20 protein-coding genes and 3 pseudogenes are annotated in these 23,130 nt (G+C 50.5%); 17 read left to right on the forward strand and 6 right to left on the reverse strand.

The window, feature by feature from the left end; translation table 11 throughout:
* Window positions 1-81: 81 nt before the first annotated feature.
* The 5 genes from LLG46_07525 (at window position 82) to serC (ending at window position 5,436) form a co-directional block, all read left to right on the forward strand.
* Window positions 82-2,349, forward strand: coding sequence for a beta galactosidase jelly roll domain-containing protein (locus LLG46_07525; protein ID MCE5323151.1), 2,268 nt, complete (start codon window positions 82-84; stop codon window positions 2,347-2,349).
* 15 nt (window positions 2,350-2,364) lie between these two features.
* Window positions 2,365-3,372, forward strand: a complete 1,008-nt coding sequence (locus tag LLG46_07530; protein MCE5323152.1) for a hypothetical protein — start codon at window positions 2,365-2,367, stop codon at window positions 3,370-3,372.
* Between the two features lie 8 nt (window positions 3,373-3,380).
* The gene (locus LLG46_07535; protein MCE5323153.1) at window positions 3,381-3,770 is read left to right on the forward strand and encodes a hypothetical protein; all 390 of its coding nucleotides are present in this window, start codon (window positions 3,381-3,383) and stop codon (window positions 3,768-3,770) included.
* Between the two features lie 20 nt (window positions 3,771-3,790).
* On the forward strand, window positions 3,791-4,222 hold the full coding sequence (gene fabZ, locus LLG46_07540; protein ID MCE5323154.1) for a 3-hydroxyacyl-ACP dehydratase FabZ: 432 nt from the start codon (window positions 3,791-3,793) through the stop codon (window positions 4,220-4,222).
* A gap of 131 nt (window positions 4,223-4,353) precedes the next feature.
* Entirely contained in the window at window positions 4,354-5,436 is a 1,083-nt protein-coding gene (gene serC, locus LLG46_07545; GenBank protein ID MCE5323155.1) for a 3-phosphoserine/phosphohydroxythreonine transaminase, read from the forward strand.
* A gap of 165 nt (window positions 5,437-5,601) precedes the next feature.
* Here the strand turns inward: serC and LLG46_07550 are convergent, their stop codons facing one another.
* Window positions 5,602-6,336 (reverse strand): PEP-CTERM sorting domain-containing protein, encoded by a 735-nt coding sequence (locus LLG46_07550; protein MCE5323156.1) that lies wholly within the window; start codon window positions 6,334-6,336, stop codon window positions 5,602-5,604.
* Window positions 6,337-6,585: 249 nt separating this feature from the next.
* Here LLG46_07550 and LLG46_07555 point away from each other — a divergent pair, with 249 nt between their 5' ends.
* Window positions 6,586-6,756 carry a hypothetical protein gene (locus LLG46_07555; protein ID MCE5323157.1) on the forward strand — a complete coding sequence of 57 codons (171 nt, stop codon included), beginning with the start codon at window positions 6,586-6,588 and terminating at the stop codon, window positions 6,754-6,756.
* A 19-nt stretch (window positions 6,757-6,775) separates the two neighbouring features.
* Window positions 6,776-8,713 carry an S-layer homology domain-containing protein gene (locus tag LLG46_07560; protein ID MCE5323158.1) on the forward strand — a complete coding sequence of 646 codons (1,938 nt, stop codon included), beginning with the start codon at window positions 6,776-6,778 and terminating at the stop codon, window positions 8,711-8,713.
* Between the two features lie 327 nt (window positions 8,714-9,040).
* Here the strand turns inward: LLG46_07560 and LLG46_07565 are convergent, their stop codons facing one another.
* A complete protein-coding gene (locus LLG46_07565; GenBank protein ID MCE5323159.1) occupies window positions 9,041-10,186 on the reverse strand; it encodes a PEP-CTERM sorting domain-containing protein in 1,146 nt (381 codons plus the stop codon).
* 1,401 nt (window positions 10,187-11,587) lie between these two features.
* Here LLG46_07565 and LLG46_07570 point away from each other — a divergent pair.
* The 9 genes and pseudogenes from LLG46_07570 to LLG46_07610 all read left to right on the forward strand — a co-directional run bounded on the left by LLG46_07570 (window position 11,588) and on the right by LLG46_07610 (window position 19,463).
* Window positions 11,588-11,794: a hypothetical protein gene (locus tag LLG46_07570; GenBank protein MCE5323160.1), complete on the forward strand. Its 207-nt coding sequence runs from the start codon at window positions 11,588-11,590 to the stop codon at window positions 11,792-11,794.
* 279 nt (window positions 11,795-12,073) lie between these two features.
* Window positions 12,074-12,799 (forward strand): helix-turn-helix domain-containing protein, encoded by a 726-nt coding sequence (locus tag LLG46_07575; protein ID MCE5323161.1) that lies wholly within the window; start codon window positions 12,074-12,076, stop codon window positions 12,797-12,799.
* Complete coding sequence (locus LLG46_07580; protein ID MCE5323162.1) at window positions 12,796-13,011, forward strand: hypothetical protein; 216 nt, start codon at window positions 12,796-12,798, stop codon at window positions 13,009-13,011. The genes LLG46_07575 and LLG46_07580 overlap by 4 nt, the downstream gene beginning before the upstream one ends.
* Window positions 13,012-13,248: 237 nt before the next feature.
* Window positions 13,249-14,832, forward strand: a complete 1,584-nt coding sequence (locus LLG46_07585; protein ID MCE5323163.1) for a DUF4118 domain-containing protein — start codon at window positions 13,249-13,251, stop codon at window positions 14,830-14,832.
* Entirely contained in the window at window positions 14,829-15,527 is a 699-nt protein-coding gene (locus LLG46_07590; protein ID MCE5323164.1) for a response regulator transcription factor, read from the forward strand. The genes LLG46_07585 and LLG46_07590 overlap by 4 nt, the downstream gene beginning before the upstream one ends.
* A 105-nt stretch (window positions 15,528-15,632) precedes the next feature.
* Window positions 15,633-17,462: an APC family permease gene (locus LLG46_07595; protein ID MCE5323165.1), complete on the forward strand. Its 1,830-nt coding sequence runs from the start codon at window positions 15,633-15,635 to the stop codon at window positions 17,460-17,462.
* 45 nt (window positions 17,463-17,507) lie between these two features.
* A pseudogene (locus tag LLG46_07600) lies at window positions 17,508-17,888 on the forward strand (potassium-transporting ATPase subunit B).
* A pseudogene (kdpC, locus tag LLG46_07605) lies at window positions 17,888-18,376 on the forward strand (K(+)-transporting ATPase subunit C). Before LLG46_07600 ends, kdpC begins: the two co-directional pseudogenes overlap by 1 nt.
* Window positions 18,377-18,440: 64 nt before the next feature.
* Window positions 18,441-19,463: a universal stress protein gene (locus LLG46_07610; protein MCE5323166.1), complete on the forward strand. Its 1,023-nt coding sequence runs from the start codon at window positions 18,441-18,443 to the stop codon at window positions 19,461-19,463.
* Between the two features lie 251 nt (window positions 19,464-19,714).
* Here LLG46_07610 and LLG46_07615 read toward each other — a convergent pair whose 3' ends face one another.
* From LLG46_07615 to LLG46_07630, 4 genes and pseudogenes are all read right to left on the reverse strand, one after another.
* A complete protein-coding gene (locus LLG46_07615) occupies window positions 19,715-20,701 on the reverse strand; it encodes a DEAD/DEAH box helicase family protein (protein MCE5323167.1) in 987 nt (328 codons plus the stop codon).
* A gap of 12 nt (window positions 20,702-20,713) precedes the next feature.
* On the reverse strand, window positions 20,714-21,478 hold the full coding sequence (locus LLG46_07620; GenBank protein MCE5323168.1) for a methyltransferase domain-containing protein: 765 nt from the start codon (window positions 21,476-21,478) through the stop codon (window positions 20,714-20,716).
* Window positions 21,479-21,893: 415 nt separating this feature from the next.
* Window positions 21,894-22,145, reverse strand: a pseudogene (locus LLG46_07625) (nucleotidyl transferase AbiEii/AbiGii toxin family protein).
* Window positions 22,142-22,762 carry a type IV toxin-antitoxin system AbiEi family antitoxin domain-containing protein gene (locus LLG46_07630; GenBank protein ID MCE5323169.1) on the reverse strand — a complete coding sequence of 207 codons (621 nt, stop codon included), beginning with the start codon at window positions 22,760-22,762 and terminating at the stop codon, window positions 22,142-22,144. The pseudogene LLG46_07625 and the gene LLG46_07630 overlap by 4 nt, the downstream one beginning before the upstream one ends.
* Window positions 22,763-22,966: 204 nt before the next feature.
* Between LLG46_07630 and LLG46_07635 the strand changes: the two genes are divergently transcribed.
* Window positions 22,967-23,130: SAM-dependent methyltransferase (locus LLG46_07635; protein MCE5323170.1), on the forward strand; the 164-nt coding region annotated here is incomplete at its 3' end.

Raw genomic sequence — 23,130 nt, forward strand, 5'->3', positions numbered from 1 at the left:
TTTCAGGTTACAAAAGAACGCTGTCATGTAATGTCGAGCTGAGATGATTCTCGTCAATTCCCTGTAAAGGAGAAAAGTGCATTGATAAGAAAGTGTTTGTGCATTATTACCATACTTCTGCCGATTGGTGCGTGCTGCGCCCAGTCGATCCCTCGGCCCGAGTATCCCGTTCCACAGATGAAAAGGGCTGACTGGGTAAACCTCAATGGTACATGGGAGTTTACAGAGACAGATGACAACGATGCTGTCTTTCTTGACGGTCGCCCATATCCCGACAAGATCATTGTACCGTTCTGCCGGGAGAGTAAGCTGTCGGGGCTTGAACGCAAAGGCTTTATCAAAAACGTGTGGTATCGCAGAACATTCGAGCTGCCTTCGGGATGGAAGTCACCGCGCACACTGCTTCATGTTGGCGCCAGCGACTACAAGACCAGTGTCTGGGTAAACGGTCAGACTGTGGGTGAACACATAGGCGGAAGCGCTTCGTTTGCATATGACATAACTCGTTTTCTTAACAAGGGCAAGAATACCGTAGTAATTCATGTCTTCGACGACACCCGCAGCGGACTTCAGCCTCTGGGTAAACAGTCAACTTCACTCAACAGCTACGGATGTCTCTATACCAGAACAACCGGCATTTGGCAGAGCGTATGGCTCGAAGGCGTCGGCTCAACTTACATCAAGGATTTCAAAGTGGAACCGGACCCGGACAACTCAAGAGCGCTGATACAGGCCGAGATAGATGGTCCCAGTAAAGGCTTGAAGCTAAAAGTCGATGCGTATGCGGGCAATAAACTTGTTTCCAGTGCCGTCACAGCCGCTGATTGGCGAGATAGCTACCTTGTGCTTAACCTTGCCCAGAAGCGCCTTTGGTCGATTGAAGACCCGTTCCTGTATGAGCTGAAATTCACTCTCCTTCGCGGCAAAGATGTGGTCGACAAACTGGGCTCGTATTTCGGCCTGCGAAAGGTTTCGATACAGGGTGCAGCCATTCTCATCAACGACAAGCCTGTGTTTCAGCGAACAGTCCTGGATCAGGGTTTTTATCCTGACGGTATCTGGACTGCACCCACTGACCAGGCTCTGCGAGATGATATCGAGATGTCTCAGGCGGCGGGCTTCAACGGCGCGAGGCTCCATCAGAAAGTCTTCGATCCCAGATATCATTACTGGGCAGACAAGCTGGGCTACATCACATGGGGCGAGTTTCCAAACTGGGGACTGGATTACTCAAAGCCGGAAATCAATTTGAATGTGGTGGACGAATGGGTGCAGATTCTCCGACGTGACCGCAATCATCCTTCGATAATCGGCTGGTGTCCGTTCAATGAGAGCAGCGATGCGGCTGTGGCTCTTCAAAACAGCGTGGTCAATATAACCCGAGCGATCGACCCATCGCGCCCGATTATAGATTCCAGCGGCTGGTCACATAGCTTGGCTGACCCTGAGGTTCTTGATATGCATGATTACGATCAAAAACCGACAACATTCAGAGGACGCTGGGTCGATGCCTTTGCTGGCGAGGCCGGCGGCTTGCCGGAGCGCTATGGAACTTCACAACTAAGAGCCAGAATGCCGTTTTTTGTGAGCGAATACGGGGGCATCGGCTGGGAACTAGCCGGTGGCGGCTGGGGCTATGGCAAGACTCCCAAGGACTTGGATGAGTTTTATACCCGCTACAAAGGTCTGACGGATGCGCTGCTGGACAGCACGCACTTTGGGTTCTGCTACACGCAGCTCACTGATGTCGAGCAGGAACATAACGGCATATATACATACGACCGCAAGCCCAAGTTCGACATTGCCAAGATAAAGCGAATAAACACTCGCAAGGCCTACTATGAAAAGAACCCACCGATAAATATTTCCAGAAAGCTGGTTGATGATGACTGGAATGTGCTTGTGGGAGCATTTCAAGACGCCGATAAGGCCAAGGTATGGCGCTATACATTCGATAAACCCACCGATGACTGGATGAGTCCGGGCTTTGACGATAACTCCTGGCCGCTCGGCAGAGGAGCATTTGGCAAGAGACAGGGATGGGACATGTATATAGGCACACCCTGGACAACCAAGGACATCTGGCTTCGGCAGGACTTCAGTGTCGACAAAACCGATATCAAGTATGCCATGCTTGCAGTCCATTATGATGATGATACTCAAGTCTATCTCAACGGAGAGTGCATTTGGAATGGCAGTGGTTGGAGTGACGGCTACATTGGGATAGATGTCACCCAAACCGTCAAGAAAGCACTTAAGCCCGGCAAAAACAATATAGCCGTCCACTGCTGGCAGGACTGGGGCGGACAGTATATCGACCTTGCGCTGCTGGTTAAAGACAGGAAATAGGTAACAATAATATTTATGATGAAATCAGAACTTTCCAACCGTGACAGGCTCAAGCGTGTCCTTGACTTCCAATCTGTTGATCGTCTGCCCATGATCGAGTGGGCGGCATGGTGGGACAAAACAATCGATAGATGGCATGGCGAGGGTCTGCCTGCCGAGCTTAGTGTCGGCAGCGATATTAACGCATATTTTGGCCTCGATGCTCAGTTGCAGTATTGGATATTTACATGTGGACCGGACTGTCCGCAGCCCTCAGGCCATGGAATGCCAATAATAAATGATCGTGATGATTATATACGTATCAAGCCGTATCTCTATCCCAAAAATCCTTTCGACCAAGACGTGGTCGGGAACTGGGCAGACAGGCAAAAGCTCGGTGAACTGGTTGTATGGATCAGCCTGGAAGGTTTCTTCTGGTTTCCCCGAATGCTCTTCGGCATAGAACCGCACTTGTATGCGTTCTATGACCAGCCGGATCTTATGAAGCAGATCAACGAGGATCTGCTGACTTATCAGATCAGAGTTATAGAGCAGTTCTGCGAGATATGCACGCCTGACTTCATGACCTTTGCTGAGGATATGTCATACAACCATGGTCCCATGCTCTCGCAGAGCCAGTTCGAGGAGTTTATGGCTCCGTATTACAGACAAATCGTGCCTGTTCTCATTGATAGGGGTATAGTGCCTTTTGTGGATACTGACGGTGACGTGACAGTTCCGGCCCAGTGGTTTACGAGTGTGGGTATACGCGGATTGCTGCCTCTTGAGAGAATGGCCGGAGTGGAAGTTGCACAACTCAGACGCGATCATCCGAAACTGAATATGATTGGCGCATATGATAAGACCATAATGCACCTGGGTGAGGACAGAATCCGTGAAGAGTTTGAACGGCTGCTGCCTGTAATGAAGCAGGGCGGGTTCATACCCTGCGTAGATCATCAGACTCCGCCGGAGGTTTCACTTGAGGACTATCGGACTTATTTGCGCGTCCTGAAGGAGTATTGCGTCAAAGCGTGTGAGTAGTAATAAGTATGGATAAAGATACAGCAAAAATAATAATCGAAAGATACGCCAAAGCACTGGCCGAAACGCAAGGCGATATCGGAGGGATTCCTGAATCGAAGCTGCCATGTGATAAATCAATGGTCAAAGAAGCAATAAAGCTGTATTTGAATGAAGTGCCGGAGGGCTCGGACACATATCACAAGCTGAGGCAGTTTTATCCAAAACTTGCAAGTTTTATTCCTGATGAACTGGCTGAGCGTTCTGCAAAGGCCGAAGAGGCTATGATGTCGATGGATATGGCAAGTGGAGACTTTGCATACCTTGATGAGCATGCCAAGATTCTCAAACAAATCCAGGACGATACCTATCTGCTTGAGCAGGAGCTTTATGAATATATGGCGACCATATCTCGCTAGCCGACAATTCGGGGGAGAGCATGATTGACATAGAGCAAATCAGAGATACTATTCCACACCGTTACCCGTTTCTTCTTGTCGACCGGATTATGGAGGTCAATGAAGAGGGCACTGCGTGCACCGGAATCAAGAATATCACCGCCAATGAAAAGATACTTCAGGGTCATATGCCCGGCCAGGCTATCTTTCCGGGAGCGCTGTTGGTAGAGCACATGGCTCAGGTCGGCTGCTATCTGTTGATGAATAAACCCGAGACAAAGGGCAAGCTGGCCATGTTTGCAGCCATTGACGATGTCAGGTTCAAGCGCAATGCAGTGCCTGGAGATACGGTCGTAACCAGGGTCGAACTGCTTTCGGGCAGGCGCGGCATATGGAAGATTAAGGCTGAGTCCCGTGTGGAGAATGAGCTTGTCTGCCGAGGGATATTGACCTGCGCACTTGTTGACTATTAACATCTGTGAGTTCGATAGCTCGACAGTCGGGCAGCAGTAACGGCATAGAAGGGTTTTTATGTCCTCTCGCCTAATATCTACAGTATAGGCATAGCTTTCCAACTCTTTGACATATGAACGAGGGATAAATTATGGCACGTGTATACAATTTCAACGCAGGACCAGCGGCTCTGCCGCTTCCAGTTCTGGAAAAGGCGCAGAGCGAGCTTCTGGACATTGCGAGCAGCGGCATGTCCGTAATGGAGATGAGCCACCGCAGTAAAGAGTTCAAGGAGATAATCGAGGCAGCCGAGGCGGGTGTCCGCAAGCTGATGGGCGTGTCCGATGATTATGCCGTGCTCTTTTTGCAGGGTGGGGCGAGTCTGCAGTTCGCGATGATCCCGATGAACCTTCGCGCACCGGGTAAGAGCGCCGACTATATCGATACAGGAAGCTGGGCGTCCAAGGCCATTAAGGAAGCCAAGGTCGGCGACGGCGCATGCTCTGTTGTCTGGTCCGGCAAGGAAGAAAGCTATATGCGTGCACCAAAGCCGGAGGAGCTAAAGTTCAGCTCAGGTGCCGAGTATGTCCACATCTGTTCAAATGAGACCATAGGCGGCATACGCTATCCTGTCTTTCCTAAGACCGAGGCACCGCTGATCGCCGACATGTCAAGCGAGATCATGAGCCGGGCTATAGATGTGAACCAGTTTGGAATGATCTATGCGGGTGCTCAAAAGAACATCGGTCCATCTGGATTGGCGCTGGTGATAATACGCAGAGACCTGATTGAGCGAACTCCGGACAGCGTGCCGATTTTCCTGAGATACAAGACCCATGCCGAAGGCGGCAGTCTCTATAATACGCCCAATACCTGGGGAATATATATAGTCAAGCTGATAACCGATTGGGTTGCGTCTATAGGTGGAATTGCCGCTCTTCAGAAGATCAACGAGCAGAAAGCTGCTAAGCTATATACGCTGCTCGATTCCAGCAACTTCTGGACAGCTCCGGCAGATAAGGCCAGCCGTTCGATCATGAACGTGGTCTGGAGACTGCCGAGTGAGGAACTTGAGGAGAAGTTCGTCGGTGAGGCCAAAAAGGCAGGTATGATCGGCCTGAAGGGTCATCGCTCAGTAGGCGGCATTCGAGCAAGTATATATAATGCTGTCCCGATGGAAGCCGTAGATGCTCTGGTCAGCTTTATGAAGGACTTTGAATCCGCCAACGGCTGAGAGCTTTAAAGAGTAATGAATCAATAAAATGAGGGTCGGCAAGTTTGCCGGCCCTCTTTATTCGCGAAATCAGCTAACCCGGATTATGCGTTTCCAGCATAATTTGGTGCTCCGAGAGCATTATTCACGAGAAGCGTGAATAATGCTGACAAAACTGATTTATGCCTATTTTCTAAATCTTCGATATCCTGCAATTCCACCAAGACCAAACAGAATGGCCATTATGCTTGTCGGCTCAGGAACTGCCAGCTGTCCATTGAGTGTTGCGGTTTCCCAGGCGCTGTTTTCATCTTCTCTTACCTGGATATCCACGCCGAAGTATGTCTGATATGTAACCATCTCTTGGGCAAGAGCTGCAACGTCCGCGGCATCGGTCTCGTCATATATTGTTCCGCCGGTATCGTATGGCTCGGCATAATCATCATTTGCCCACCAGCTGCAGCCTATCGTGCCGACAACTCCGCTGACACTGCTTGAATTTGTATAGTCGCCCCAAGCCGGAAATGAGGTTCCAGCTGTAAGTGTCGACCAATCCGTGGTGTAATCGACTCCTTCCCAGTCGTATTTATAACGATACTGGATATTGCCGGCCATTTCGGCGGCTGTTTTCCCGGGCAGCCAGAATGTCCACAGCAGCATACTGCCGTTGTCTCCGGTGCTGAAGACTATAGCCTCTTGTGCTTCGAATATGGTTGTTCCGGGATGTGCACCACCACCCATGTTGACATATGTGCCGTCTGCAGCTGCTGCAAATGCACTTGGTGTCCAGGCCGAGAACAGGGTTGAATTCCATCCATCGGGGCCGGTGTCGATGTACAAATTGACATCCATCGCCTGTGCAACTGCGGCTGTGGCCAGAAGCAAGACGCAGATACAAATTACTACGCTGATCTTTTTCATTACTTCTCCTCCTTTTAGTGTGCGTGGCTTCGTCTGTTTGATCGCCGGGCAATCTATACGTCCGGTCGTCAACAGAATTCGTACGTGATTATAGCTTCATATCATCCAAATGTCAACGCATGAGGCAAAATTCAGGTAATATTGCCTGGTCAAATGGCGCAATATAGCGCTTAGTGGGCTGAATTATGAAAGTATGTGTGCAAAGATGCTGATAAAAACATGGTCTAATATCGCGCAGAGAGGGTAATTATGTCCAAAGCGGGTGTTGCGCACAGCATAAAGCATGCGTGGATTGGAGGTGATTCAAACAAATGCAGCCCGCCATTACAAAGCAGGATCATGGTCCAAATCGCCGACTGCATGCAGGCAGGTAACATGGCGACTTTTTGCGTCCGGTCGAGTGAATGGGTCCATGCCTGACGTTGGAACGGAGGAAAAGATGAGCAAGACAATATATCTGACGGCGGTGATAATACTGCTTTGCAGCGGTTCAGCTGTCGCTCAGCAGGCATTTACCGACGTGCCCACCGATCACTGGGCGTATGATGCGATAAGGACGTTGGTTGATGATGGTATAATCCTTGGCTATCCAAATGGGACCTTTGGCGGCAAGCGGGCAGTCACTCGTTATGAGTTTGCGGTTGCCATAGCGCGGTTGATTCAGTATATCCCGCAGTTGGTTCCGAGTGAGAGAGGCGGGGTAATCACACAGGAAGAGCTTGACGATGCCCTTAAGGATTATGCCAAAAAGAGCGAGATCATGCCGCCTCCAAGTCTGGCCAATCTTGCAACCAAGCAAGACCTGGAGTGCGTGCGCAAACTTGTTGACGAGTTTCGCGGTGAGCTTGAGTCATTGGGTGTGGATGTAGACACTTTAAAGACCCAGGTGGCCGATCTCACCTGCAGAGTGGCTGTGCTTGAGGCTGAGGTCCGACGGGTGAAATTTACAGGTGATGCCAATGTATTTGCAATTGCCAACGATCACAGAAGCGGCATTGTGCCGGCAGTGGACCTGGATAACCGAACGATCCCGTTTACAGCGACGCTTGGCCGCACGATAGGAGTGGTGCGTGATTTTGATCTTAATGTCGTAGGACGCATCAGTTGCAGTACCACTGCAAACGCGACTATCGACTATGGCAACTATCTCAACTATCTGGTTGCAGTGGACGACTATGTTGATGGTGTTCGCCAGACTTCAAGAAACGATACCCGGACGGTTGGGGACCTGACTCACCAGTTTGTTGACGCTTTCTTTCCCTACTATGCGTATATTGACGCCGGGATCTGCAGCGGCAACGTGAAAGCTGGTCGTTTCCCAATCCAGTTCACGCCGTATACTCTGAAGAAGATCGATGTTGACTCGTATACGACAATCCTCAAGACCGATGACGGCTACTACCCTATGGATGGTATCAGCCTGATGAACAATTTCGGTGGGGTGGACATTACTCTGTTTGCCGCGAAAAACGATCTTAACGACTACCTGGTCAATGGACTGACCGGTCAGCCGAGAAACAGTATCGGCACATTCAACCAGCTTGGCGGCAACGCAGTCGGCGGACTGACTCAACTGGTTTCGCAGACGGCTGGTGGTAGAGCTGTGGTCGGCATACCATGGAGTGGGAAAGCCGGTTTTACGTTCTATCAATCATGGTCCGAGGACGAGTTCAATATACAAGCCAATTACGATCAGGCCAGGGTCTATGGCACTGACCTGTCCGTGCCTGTCGGCATGTTCAACTTTGCAGGAAGCTGGACTCAAAGCGATGCGCTGGTCCGTGAGGGTGCAGTTGGCGTCACGGATGTCAATGACGACGCCATAGCCTGGGACGGCAGATTTGGCGCGATGGTAGGCAAGCTGGGTGTGGGTGCGGGCTATAAGTCTATTGGCCGCAACTTCACTGCAGCGGGTTTTTGGGACAAGATAGGCCATTGGGCAAACCCGGTAAATATTAAGGGTCCCTATGCTGATCTTGTGTACCCGTTGATGGGCAACCTGAACTTCGTGGCTAATGGCGAATACCTGACTGTGAAGGACCCGTCGTCTGTTACCGGTAATTCCGCTTTGACACAAAACGACAATATCATTAAAGCCGAAGGCGGCCTGCAATGGGGTCTGTCTAAGGCCAATTCGGTTGCTCTGGGCTATCAGTGGGTCAGATTTCGCCCGGATTCTGCCGCGCTCAGTGATGCCACCGAGACCTATCTGACAATAGGATGGGCTTATAAGTTGAATCCGAATACGGCGTTCAACGTTGGTTATCAATACATCAATTATGACGGCGGCGGCAATCCTGCCGGGACGACCTTTGCGTATGGACCGGATACATATCGCGCCGGAGAGGGAGTTGTCCAGTTCGGTGTGACGTTCTAGCCCTAATTATGCTCGTCGAGCATAATTAGGGTCCGGGCCGCGCATCATTCACGTCTCTCGTGAATAATGCGCGCTAGATTCCGGTGTTTATGTCTGTAAATCGCAGAAAGCGAGAAACCATCGCAGAGACGGTTTCTCGCTTCTTTATTGGTAGGCTGCTTTGCATCTTCTCAAACTTCTTCTCTAGTGCTCAAGATGCATTGGCCACACTCGGAAAAGGGTGATCTATTCGGATTCTTCTGTAAACCGGCTTATCGCTTTCCATTTCCTCGAAATCGAAGATGCTTAAAAGTACACATCATAAGAATGCACTTTTTGTGCCGACAACTATCTCTTCCTGCAGGCAAACCCGACAAATCCTAATCCTCCCACTATTAGTGCGAGGAATGAGCCTGGCTCGGGCACCACTGGCGCAAGCGGTAAATTTACAGTGGCTATGAACGCCTCGTAACCAGACGGACTCTTACCACGTCCCACAATCGTGGCGATGTTATTATTAACAGCTACATCCTGAGCATCAAATAATCTCCAGCCTTCGGGTATCGCAGAGCCGAGCAGCGAGGATAGACTCACCATACCGGTAATTTGTGTCCACAGAAAGGCTTCAACGCCCAGCATCGAACTACTTTCTCCGACTATTACAGATCCATCTGACGAAATACCATGGGCAGTGCTACAGAATTCGCCTCCAGAGAGAACGCCCAGGCCGACCATACCATCATTTGCAGTCCAACGGAAAGCTTCAGTGCCGAGTGCGGAACTACTTCTGCCAACTATGACTGACCCATCTCCGGATGCAGCATAGGCCACGCTTTTTACGTCTCCGCCAGAGAGATCACCTAGACTAACCATACCTCCACTCTCAGTCCAGCGGAATGCTTCATTTCCGCTATCTCCGACGATGACAGATCCGTCTGCAGATACGCCGAATGCCTGGCTGTAGTCACTCAGAATGCCTAAGCCTACCATGCCTTCGCTCATAGTCCAACGGAAAGCTTCGCAACCTAGCGAACTGCTGCTGAATCCAACTACGACAGATCCATCCCCAGACACGCCAAAGGCCTCGCTCCAGATGCTGTTACCAGGAAGATCACCCAAGCCGACCATGCCATCACTTGCAGTCCAGCGGAAAGCTTCGGGGCCGGTCGACGAGCCGCTGAATCCAACTACGACAGATCCGTCTGCTGAAGCGCCCTTAGCATTGGTGGCGCTGTTTCCACCAGGAAGATCTCCTAGACTCACCATTCCACTACTTGCAGTCCAGCGAAAAGCTTCTTCGCAGTATAAAGAGGAAGCTGAGTAACCATATCCAACCACGGTAGACCCATCGGCAGATATGCCATAGGCACCACTCTCGTATCTGCCTTCAGGAAGATCGCCCAGCCCTTGGAATGTCGCCGCGCCGGCAACACTGCTGAACACAACTGCCGCTGCTGTGGTAAAAACAACTGCCAATAACTTGCTGTATTTCATATTTTCTGATTCTCCTTGGTTTTGATGCAGATCTGTTGCCGGCTTTTGCATTCCAACTGTGTCGCATCAAGAGCGTGCATTTCACAACCCGAATACACAGGAGTCAGCAACAATGTCTGCGTTACATCGCCGCAAGTTTCCTAGAATTATCGCTGTGTTTAAGGCTGTGCTTGGATATTTTGGCATTTCGAACACATCGATACGATTATAGCCGTCAATTCTATCTAGTAGTTTTGTAGTGTTTTGAGCTTCGACTGTATGTTGGAACGCAGCAAAGAACGTCTATGTAGCCATTCGCCATAGCTCAGCTTAAGTCCTACCTTGACAACGATTCATGAGCGGACGGTATCAACTTGGCTCATGAACCCTTTTCACAACATTTTGTATCAATTACTATTCAAAATCATCGGAGAAGAGCAATGAACACTATCCAAAATCAACTCTCAGACCTGCCGCACCTTCCGTATAACGGGCTGAAGCATTTATGGCGGGAAATGTTCCACAAAAGCCCGCCTGATTACAGCCATCCATATTTCATTATATCGGATCCAAGAGCTTCACTACGGTGGGCTGTCAGAGAACTTGCATGCAACTATGTCCGAAATTCTCGAGACGAGTGGATTCGACTAAATTGCTCAACGCACAAGAGACGCCTATTTACTCCATTATTAGGACCCGGTTTGTGCGTGAATGGCACGGTAATCGATACGAGATAATGGTAATTCCTGGCAGGTTCGAATATCAAGGATAGCGTTTCAGATCTCTGACCGCTGTCGCGAAGTCCATTACCGGCACCTATTTATAACGGTCGAGCATTTTTGGTCTATATAAAAAGGAGAAATAGAAATATGAGCATTTACACATACATCGTCAAACCAAAGCCGCAGATCCGGCGCGCAAGCGCCCGAAATGGTTAGAAGATTAGCTCAATTTCTAATGAGTTAAACGACCTGAGGATGCTGAATAATGTGGCTAAATCCGAAAAGCTGCAGCGTTGATCCGAAAGGGAAAAGTCGCCGACATTGAAAAAGCCTATGCATCGGTCGACCTAGAAGTACGAAAAGCAGTGGAAGGAAAGCTGCGGGATCCACTTTCACCCATAAATGACAATAGCGAGCCAACCACTGGCTCGCTAGTATACAGAGAAGTGGTAGCCCCGACGGAATACCGGAGCATGACCAAACGTTCAAATTGAGCTGGAGAAACAGGGTTTTTGAGTGTGAGTTAGTGGAGGTTTGAAGTAATCGGGTGGCCTGCATGGCTTTCTGTTTTTCTTTCGCTGATGCATATGCTGATTAGGTTCGAACTGCGTGTCCCGGGCAATCTGTGTGTAATGCTGCATTGTAATTGCATAATTACACAAAGCAAGCTTACGTCTGGCGAACAAGCCACGGGACTGAAGTGAACGTTGTAATTGAGGATCAGGGTCGATTGATTCCGGTGGAAGTGAAGTCGGCTGCTACCCCACGATCAGCAATGGCTTCCGGTTTGCAATCGCTTATGGTCGACTATGCTGATATGACTGAAAAGGGATGGCTGATCCATATGGGGAATACTATGCTGCCAGTCGCACCGGGTATTCTGGCAGTGCAATATTCGGAGTTATAGAGGCAGGCATTGGTCCAAGTGGTTGATCAAATGCAATGTATCGTACAGCCGATAGCGGATAATCGCATGTGTCTACCGCACATGCCTGAAGACTTGGCTGGCATCTGCGTCAGTGTAAACAACTTTAGCGTTTAGATAAATGGAGTTTTTTGATTCTTTTAAGCATTCCGCCCTAAAGATCGCATGGCTGTATGTCAAGAATATAGTACATAATACTTGACAACAATCCCCTGTCAGGGCATAATATACTGTAAGAGCAATCTACAAGGACTATAGACAATGCGATCAGCTATTAAGAATAAACAGGAGAGGTCAGTCGCGTCGGCGGTCAGAGAGGCCATCTCGCAATCAACCGACCGAGTCTGGGTATACACGGACTTTAATGGCATGCCGCCTGCGGCAGTTAGCCAGGCATTATCCCGGCTTTATCGTGAGGGATTGGTTAAGCGCGTGCGCAAAGGAGTCTACTATCGCCCAAAGCAGACTGTTCTGGGTGAAAGCAAGGTTTCGCCTGCTGCCTTGATCTCGAAGCTTCTCCCATCTGATGCTCGCCCTACCGGCTACACCGCCGCACGAGTGCTTGGGCTAAGCACGCAGGTGCCGGTTGAGCCATCATACGCCGTTTCCAAGAGCAAGGCGCCGGCAAGCGTGGCTGGCGTAAAGGTCACGGTCCGCCGCCCTGTCTCCAGCATCTGCATAGACACACGTGAAGCTGCTATCCTGGAGTTTCTGCGCGAGAGGGGCACAACAAGTGAGCGTTCCCCAGAGGAAACTGTCCGTAGGCTGCTGCATATCATCAAAGAGCCAGGAGTGTTTGCCAAGCTGGCCGAAGCAGCAATGCAGGAGCCGCCGCGAGTGCGAGCCATGCTCGGAGCGCTGGGACAGGAGGCGAGGATCAGAAAACCAGAACTTGTGACGCTAAGATCGTCGTTGAACCCGCTGTCCAGGTACGACTTCGGGCGACTGCGATGCATGAGATATGCTAAGGAGTGGCTAGCGAAATGAAGCTTTGTGAGCACGAGGACTTTGGTCCGATTCTCACCGAAACGACCGCCTGGTTAAAAGAGCAGCACGGCTTGGAACGCATCAGCGCCCGGATCGTGGAGAAGGACTACTATGTCACTCAAGTCCTGCGTGCCATCGCAACAAACTTCAGCGGCACCAGTCCTGTTCAACACATTACGAAGACAATCCCGAAATTCCTTCTGAGGTCCTAATTGGAGGCAGGCGTCAGGAGCGGCCATTGCCCCTAACGAGCAGATCAGTCTGGATTCTTATGTAGCTGAGTTCTTGCGCACGAGACCTTAAGAGAGAGTCTATAAGAGACCTTTACTGTAGTATGAAGATAATGCTTTCGGCTGCGGATATCAACCAGCACACTTCACCACCAATAACACTTGTCAGATTTTGGTTACATAGCTATTATGTTACGGTAACCACTTAAGGTGATGCAAATGCGGGTTCTCCAATCTTTTGCAAAACAGCATAGCTATATATTCGCGGTTACGTGTGTTGTGATCGCCACAGCAATATTCTTCCCGGGACGGCTGCATTTCGCCAGGGGACAGTGGGCGTTGCTGTACCTGCTTATAGTAGGGTTGGTTGCCGGACTCAGTGGTGTAAGGCCCGCTTTACTTGCAGCATTGCTTGCTTTCTTCTCGTGGAACTTTTTCTTCTTGCCCCCATATGATACTTTAATTGTACACGATCCCAAGGATTGGCTTTCGCTGTTCGTCTTTCTGGTCGTAGCGATAGCGATGGGAATGCAGACAGGACGAATGCGGGACCGCGAGGCCGAAGCTCTTGCTCGGGGACGTGAATTGGCCATGTTGAACCAGTTCAGTGCACGTCTCGTGTCGGATGCCTCTGTCTCGGACGTAGCTGAGCTTCTTATGAACGAGATAACGCAGATAGCGGGGGCGCACTGCGGTGCGCTGTTTCTGGTAGACCAGGAGAACAGACTTTACGAAATGATGTCAATCGCTGAAGGAAGCTGCCGACTCGACCCATCGGTTTCGCAGATAGCCGAATGGGCCTATACACAATCGAAAGCAGTCGGACTGCCCCAAATCGAGAAACGCTCTGATCCCGCTGCTGCCGGATGGCCTATATCGGTCACGCACAGCCAGGCCGGTATCGAGGATGGCCGCAATGATGTTTTCATACCACTGCAAACCGCGGAAAGACAGGAAGGCATTCTTTATGTAGGACCGCGAACGGATGGGCGGCCTTATTCGATAGATGGCGTTCGCCCACTGGTGGCAGCGGCCAATCAGACGGCAGCGTTCCTTGAGCGAAAGCGACTGCAATCGACTGCTGTCCAGGCGGACGCTCTACGGGAGGCTGACCGACTCAAATCTACTCTGATGTCTTCCGTCTCTCACGAACTGAAAACGCCAATCGCTTCTATTGCGGCAACGATAAGCAATCTTGCTGCCGAGGATGTTGAATGGGACTCGCAGAAAGTCCGACCGGAGTTATCTAGCATGCAGGATGACATCGACCGGCTAACGGCAAGCATAAACGCCCTTCTGGACTTGTCTCGCTTGGAGTCTGCGGCGTGGGAGCCAAAGCAAGAATGGTTTGAACTTGCAGATGTGCTGTGGGCCGTCGTGTCCAAAGTGCCCCAAAAGCAGAAGTCCAGAGTCGAGGTCTTGCTGCCGGACTCTTTGCCTATGGTCCTCGTGGATTTCACGCAGATGGCAAGAGCCGTGGAGAACCTGCTCGCAAATGCGCTAACATACTCCCCATCGGACAGTCCTGTTCGGATGGGTGCATCAGTCGATGACAGTGTGATCAGAATGTGGGTCGAGGATCAGGGACCCGGTATCCGACCTGACGAACGCGAGAAGATATTCGAGAAATTCTATAGAGGCGAGTCCTCATCCCGCTCCGCCTCCGGCACGGGTCTGGGGCTTGCAGTTACCAGAGAGATTGTGCGATTCCATGGCGGCAAGATATGGGTTGAGGATGTCATACCACACGGAGCGCGATTTGTGATCTCGCTTCCACTTGAGGAGGTTCCAGAGTTGCAATGAGCGCACCTGAGAAAAACCCAAGAATTCTGGTAGTGGACGACGAGGAACAAATCCGCAGAGCACTCAAGTCGATACTTACTGCACGCAAGTATGATGTTGTTCTGGCAACAAACGGTGACGAGGCCATTGACCTTTCAATTGACAACCCACCTGATCTTGTTATCCTCGATATGGCTATGCCGGGTCTGCGGGGAACTGAAGTATGCAGGGAACTCCGCAGCTGGTACGAGGGCCCAATTCTGATGCTGTCGGTCATCGGCGGCGATACCGAAAAGGCTACCGCTCTCGACATCGGAGCAGATGATTACCTTACCAAGCCGTTTTCCACTACAGAACTGCTTGCGAGAATTCGTGCTCTGCTCAGAAGGTCTGCATCCCGCGTTACTTCTCCGCCCGTCATTCAGACCGGCGATTTGGAGATAGATATAGCCAAACGCACGCTGAAGCGTTTGGGCGAAGAAATAGAACTCACTCGAATGGAGTTCGATATCCTTGCGTACCTTGCACAGAACTCCGACCGCGTTGTCACCTCGAAAATGCTGCTGGAGAAAGTCTGGGGGCCGGAGTACGCCGAGGACGCCCAGACACTTCGAGTCCACATAAGCCATCTTCGCAAGAAAATAGAGCTGAAACCATCCTCGCCTCGCTACATCCTCACTGAGACCGGCGTCGGTTTTCGTTTCACCACTGGGTAGAAACTCCAGCTATACAAAATCTTAACATCAGTGCGTTGCTCATTTACTAACTCTTAATAGCCAATGTCCTACACTGTTTGTGTAATGCTATTGGGAGGTTTCGAAGTGTTTACGAAATTGAGGCAGTTGCTGCTGGGCAAGCCATTGCCGACAGCCCGGCAGATACACGAACGGCTGCCTAAGTTTCTTGCCCTGCCCGTATTTGCTTCGGACGCTTTGTCGTCGGTAGCATATGCAACTGAGGAAATACTACTCGCGCTGGTCGTTATCGGCACGGGAGCATGGCATGTGTCTCAGTGGATAGCAGTGGCAATTGCAATTCTTCTTGGGATTGTTGCTCTTTCATATCGACAGACGATATTCGCCTACCCTCACGGCGGAGGCAGTTACACAGTAACAAAGGAGAATCTGGGGGTTCTTCTCGGTCTTATCGCCGCAGCGTCTCTCTTGACAGATTATGTACTAACGGTTTCGGTTAGTATAGCTGCTGGAGTAGCTGCCATTGTCTCGGCTTATCCAGACCTTGCCCCTTATAAAGTCCTGCTCGGAGTTGTGTTTGTAGCAATCGTAGCGTTTGCCAATCTGCGCGGCCTCCGAGAGTCCGGCTGGCTGTTTGCTCCTCCTACTTATATCTTCTTGTTTAGCCTTTTTGCCATGACGGCTGTGGGTTTGTTCAAAGCAATCACGCACGCACCGATCCATCACATAATTCCACCGACGGAATCGGTCCCCATAACAGGCACACTTTCACTATGGCTTGTTCTGAGAGCCTTTTCGGGGGGATGTGTGGCAATTACCGGAACTGAGGCGGTCGCCAACGGCATACCTGCATTCAGACCGCCCGAGTCGAAAAATGCTGCGACAACAGTGGCAATAATGGCCTGCATTCTGGGTGCGCTTTTTATGAGCAGCACCTATCTTGCGCACTTATATAGAGTTCTCCCATCAGAGCATGAGACCGTTATATCTCAGATAGCAAGAGGCACGTTCGGCAAAGGATGGTTCTATTATCTCATCCAATATGCAACAGCCGCAATCCTGATTCTGGCCGCCAACACGGCATTCCAGGATTTTCCCAGGCTCAGTTCGATTCTGGCGCGAGATAGATTTGCGCCCAGACAACTCACGAACCTGGGCGATAAACTCGTCTTTTCAAACGGAATCACTGCTCTTGCAACGATAGCCGCACTATTGATTGTGATATTTCACGGTGAGACTCACGCTCTGATCCCGCTGTATGCAGTAGGTGTATTTGTGACATTCACGCTGTCCCAGACAGGTATGGTAATCAGGCACCGTCGCCTCAAGTTGAATAGATGGCGCACACACGCAATAATTAACAGCATTGGGGCTTTTGCAACAGGCGTAGTAGCCATTGTAATAGCGTCGGTAAAGTTTATGCACGGCGCATATATCGTTATTTTTCTAATTCCGGCGCTCGTACTCGTCTTCTACAAAATTCACCAGCACTACATCAAGCTAGGCAATCAACTCAGGCTTTCCGAAGATCACTATAAAGAGCCAGAGCCGATAAAGTCCACATCCATCGTTCTGGTTTCCAGCATTCATAAGGGAGTGATGCCTGCTTTGAAATACGCCCGCAGCCTCTCTCACGATTGTAGAGCGTTATATATCGAGGTGGACGGCGTGGAGACCGCTTTGTTGAGAGACCGATGGGAAATATTCGGGATGGATATACCTCTGGTCATTCTTGAGTCACCATATCGGACGATCATTAGTCCACTTTTTCGATATCTTGATGAGGCAAAGAAGGAAAGGCCGGGTTATGTTATCACAGTGGTTTTGCCCGAATTCGTGGTGCGGAAGTGGTGGCATCGGATTCTCCACAACCAGTCATCTCTGCTCATTAAGTTTGCTCTTATGACTCGCCGCGATATAGTAATCACGAACGTTCGCTACTTTGTGGAGGAGTAGCGCACATTCACAATTCCTAGACCGCTCTGTAGGACTATCCTCACTGAGATTGTCGAGATAGGTAAGCAGCTTCTCATGACTCGCGGTGCGCTTACCACTTTCAGCATTGCAAATGACGTCGCCAAGTACTTTGGCATCATCCCGGCCATTTTTGCTTCGACTTACCCGGTACTCAACAAGCTCAATATCATGCATTTACACTCGCCGCATAGCGCAATCCTGTCGGCGATCATCTTCAACGCGCTGATAATAGTTGCGCTAATTCCCCTCGCTTTGTATGGAGTTAAATATCGTCCACTTGGTGCGGCGTCGCTTTTGCAACGCAACTTATTGATATATGTACTTGGGGGAATCATCGTTCCGTTTATGGGACTTAAGGTGATCGATATGGTTTTGGTCGCATTTGGTCTGGCTGGAGGTGAATGATGGGAAGACACACATCTATCGCGATTCGTGTGGCATTTGTTACAATACTGATGTTCGGAGTGCTCTATCCTCTGGCAATGACCGGTATAGCACAGTTACTTTTTCCAAGTCAGGCAAGGGGCAGTTTGATAAGAGAGCACGGAAAGATAATAGGCTCGAATTTGATTGGGCAGCAGTTCACTCAGCTAGGCTATTTCCATCCCAGGCCATCCGCAGCAGGCAAAGGTTATGACGCGACAGCATCCGGCGGATCGAACCTTGGACCCACCAGTCGAGTGCTCGTCGATTCGGTAAATGAGCGGATAAGAGACACGGCACGACGGAATCCAAGTCTTACCAAGAACTAGATACCTGCGGACATGGTCACGGCTTCGGGTAGTGGGCTGGACCCCGACATAAGCGTAGCCAATGCATACGCTCAATTGCCGAGGGTAAATGTGCTCGAAATCAACAAAGCGCTGGATACAGCGAGCGGAAGTGCAAGATGACCGATCAGCGAGGTAGACAAAGATATTTCTTTGATCGGTTTCCGGGGTTGGAAAGACATATAAGATGCTTTCCGAAGCCCGGCGTCGCCTCAGTAGGGGCGAAGATATCGTTATCGGCCTGATCGAGACCCACGGACGCCCTGCAATTGCCGAGCTTATGGAAGGCTTCGCGCAGATACCTTTAAAGAAGCTCGAATATCGCGGCGCTGAGTTTTATGAAGTCGATACTGCAGCCGTGATAGCCCGCAACCCGGAATGGGTCATGATAGACGAACTGGCTCACACGAATGTCCCAGGCACAGTGCATGCTAAACGCTGGCAGAGTGTAGAAGAGATAAGAGATGCTGGAATCAATGTCATAACAACCCTCAATATTCAACACGTTGAAAGTCTGAATGATGTAGTCTACGAGATTACCGGCGTGCGAGTCCGCGAAACCGTCCCGGACTGGGTGCTCGACACCGCAGACGAGATTGAGCTTGTGGACCATACCCCTGATGCCCTCATTAATCGCCTGAGGCGCTGCGATATCTACCACGAGGAAAAGATTCCCCAGGCGCTTGCCAATTTCTTTCGCAAGGGCAACATAGTCGCGCTGCGTGAACTCGCTCTGCAGAGAACATCTGAAGAAGTAGACGAGCAACTCCACGAATACATGCAGGCGCACGACATGTCCCAGGGCAAACTTGCTCGTGAGCATGTGCTTGTATGTGTCGGTCCTCGTCCGATGGCACAAAGGCTCGTTCGTCGAGGTTACCGAATAGCAAAACGCATGCAGGGCACTTTTGATGTCATGTTCGTGCGGACACCGGGAGCAAACCTGACCAAACGAGAACAGGAGCAGCTTCAGGGCGTTTATGAACTCACCAGAAATTTTGGGGGTAAAGCAGTAGAATTAGAGGGAGACTCGGTTGCTAATGAGATAATCCGCTATGCTGACCAGTCTGGAGCAACTGTCATCGTAATGGGTCAATCCGCTCGCAGTCGGGTTCAAGAAATCATGAAGGGATCGATCATCAACCGCATAATGAGAAAAACCAAGGATATTGACATTATCGTGGTTGCAGATTCTGATGATGTTAGCTAATATTGCAGACCTGGAGAAACTACTCACAATGCAGGTCCTGCAATCTTTGTGTTGCTTACTGCACTGCCAGTTCACAGTTGTTGTTTCGCCTTAGCATTCTCTCCGTCAAGGGAGAGGAAACTTGCTATAAACATCGTGTGTACCCGGCATTGGTCCAAGCTGTTGACGAAACGCAGTACATCGCATATTGGCAATCATGCATTGGTATTGCATAATAGCCGATAATGGGCAACAGTCGCGGCCATCCTGTATCAGGTTGATTTCACTTCAGAGAAGATGTAGCCAATCGCTCTGTATCCTTTGAGCCGCTTATCATGCATTCTGGCGAGCATTGGCACATTTAAGTCGGCATAGTCGTATATGCGGACCTCGTTCTTGGCAGCGTGAAGCCTGTGCAGTCGTCCTGCGTATTGAGCGAGGGTGCCTTTCCAGGAGATCGGCATTGTGAGGAAGAGAGTGTCGAGTCGGGCGTCGTCGAATCCTTCGCCGAGATATCGACCTGTCGCGACTATCACCAGTTCTTCTGCATCTGGTATCTCAGCCAGTTCCTCAGCTACCGCTTTTCTCTGACGCGTACCCATACCACCTTTGAGCACGATTACATTCTTAACGGCTTTGCTAAGTTCAGCGGCAATGAATTCCAGATGTTCCTTGCGCTCGGTGATAACGACCGGCGAACGCCCCTGTTCGACGGCTGTGATGACATCATCAATGATCATGTTATTGCGGTGTGTGTCTGCAATGATGGCGGAGTAGGTGTCCTGGATTGGCGGCTTCTCCTGAACAGACAGCTCCAGCGGCAATCTGAAATTGGTTCTACGAACGATCAGCTTGTGTTCGAATGGGCGCAATGCCGCTTGATCCCTGGCGTTGTCTCTGTAGCGAATCGGGCCACACTGCATAAAGATGATAGGATGATGCCCGTCTTTTCGAGCAGGTGTCGCCGACAGCCCAAGCACATACTTCGCCTTGCATGCGCGCGTTACTTGCTCGAAACTGCTCGCGGATATATGATGGCATTCATCGACAACCAAATGCCCATAGTTGGCGACGATATCGTCTACAACACCTTTTCTGCACAGGCTCTGGAGAAGCGCAACATCTATGATGCCAGTAGGCCGGTGCTTACTGCCGCTAATTCTGCCGATCTGCTTGTGATCGATATCAAGGAATGTCGAGAGACGTACCACCCACTGGTCCAGCATTTGTTGCCGATGGAGCAAGATGAGCGTGTTCACCGCGACGAGTAATCAACCCAACTGTCCGAGATAGAGTCGCGTAATATAGTGAAACTCGACCATGCCATCATATTGATGGCGGGTAAACAGATTGGTCATCAAGCTGGTGAATTCAGCATAATGAGAGGCACCAGTTTGCGGTATGAATCCGGAAGAGCGTGCACGCCCGAGAAGACCTTCGAGATCGAAGCTTTGGGTGTGCTGAAAGCTGCCAGAATGCGGAGTGACAGCCCCAAATAGATGGTCGAGTCCAGTCTGGAAGGGAGCAGCCGCATGCGGTAACGGTGGCTGCACGTCTGCCCAGGATTGTGTGAGAGTTTCATACTCTCTCGTGAATGCAGTTGCGTCACACAGACGGTCGTTCCATGTCACGATTACCCAACCACCTGGATGGAGGATACGAAGGAATTCGTTTCGCGCTTCTACGGTGTCAAACCAATGAAGTGCTTGGCCTACAGCAATCAGATCAATGCTGCATGCGTCGAGCGGGATGTGCTCCGCTACACCCTCCAAGCTGTGGAATGTCGAGTACCCCGCCAGCAACCGCTCAGCAGCTTCGCGCATTTCACGATTCGGCTCCACCCCGACCACTTGATATCCGGCATCGAGAAACAACCGTGCCAGATTACCTGTACCAGAGCCGATGTCAGCCACGATCCAGGCGCGCCTGAGTCCACACACGCGAATCAGCTCATCAAGCACTTCTGCCGGATAACCAGGCCGATATCGCGCATAGTCGTCAGCTAATGGCCCAAATATCTCAGTTCTTTTCGACATAACTAGTGCTCCTGCATTTGGTATTATATCGTTTCCGTAAACGCCGCCGAATCTCTCTTGCCAGGTTGCCTTATCAAAATCAGCCGCAAGGGACCAGCAGGTTTCGTCACTGAGCATTGGATCGATGCCGATGACGAAACTGTGTGAGCTGTCAGAGCTGTTCCGCTCATGACCTGCAACGTGATTGCGAACAACTGCTTTAGTGAGAGGAAGAAACTCACGATTTGGACAGTCTGCACATTTCACGCGGCGCTTATCGCACAGTCTATTTACCCACTCGTTGCGGCAGGCTGGTTGATAACCCGACTTGCTGGTCTTTGGGCTTTCCCATCGGCGAGCGTATACATCATCGCGTCCACGAAAGAGCCTGCGAATTAGGGTGATCTTCTCATCGGCAGATGAGCCCATCCGGCTCGCTGTTGCTGGTTCTTCCAAGCATGTCAATGTCCATTGTTGGTCGGGTTTCGGGAGAGTTCCAGACGCGCAATAGTAGAGCACCCTTTAGGACGAATCTGTCCGCATGCTGAGACTGTGATAAGCGATACAGAAAGCGCTCCATCGCGTAATACTGCAGCAGTTCAGCAAATGGCCGGTTATCAGCCTTAGCTTTATTGAGAAGGCGCTACCGGATTGAAGCAGGAAGATTCTTGATGGGTCTGGTATTCACAGCATTGCCTCGATATAGGGCCTCATAACGGCTTCGACTCTGCATATTCTGGCATACTTTAGAAGCTCACCAATATCGAATGGTTTCCTTGCCTTATAAAGCTTCAGTGCCTCCAAAACAGCGTCCATTCCAAGCCTGTTTTTGAACCTGAAGCAATCCGCCAGTGTTTTCTCTGGGCCGTATACCCGAACCCTAACATCATCCACTTTATGCTCCTGAATCCCCTGAGTGAGGGTATCGCCAGAGAAGCGATGAACAGTGATAGGCGGATAGTCCAGTCGCGGCGTTTCAGCACCTTTTTCGAGTGCTATGGAAATGGTGTGAGGAATCTGCGTTGTAATGTCATGGAAGGCCAGAGCCGAAACAAGACAGATAACTGCCCTTGGAATGCGTGCTGCTACAGTCACAATATCAATGTTGGATACTGGCTGCTGATCTGCCAGGCGATATACGCCGCGCGATATCTGCACCAGTTCTCCCGCGTCACGAAGTTCGTAAAGGGTACGCGGGTGAATACCTGCCTGAATGGCTTCAGCAGTCCGGATGATCCCGCTTTTCTCTCTTACCAGACGTTTTGCGTCTTCTCTTGCGGAAGCGGTTGGGCCTCGTTTTTTCATGGATAGAATTACCTACGCTTGTTGCTCACTATAGGTATTATTATCCATACAGCAGAAAAAATCAAGTGCACCCTGGCCCGGCTGGACGAAGACTTGAATGTGTGTCCCGATAGAGGTAATATAATTTACCTATATTGCGTCGCAAACTCAAGTTATGTCGTGCTGTGGCCGAATCTATTCACACCCATAAGGAGATTTCCCAAAATGGACATTCCACGGATTTTCAACATCACGGAAAGCGCTCACCGCATCCATAACCCGTTCACACCCGAAAAGCTCACCACTCTCGGCGCGGCGTTGCGTCTGGAAACGGGAACCCGAGTGCTCGACCTCGGCAGCGGTTCGGGGGAGATGCTGTGCACCTGGGC

The organism is bacterium (genome assembly GCA_021371935.1).
GTDB lineage: Bacteria > Armatimonadota > UBA5829 > UBA5829 > UBA5829 > UBA5829.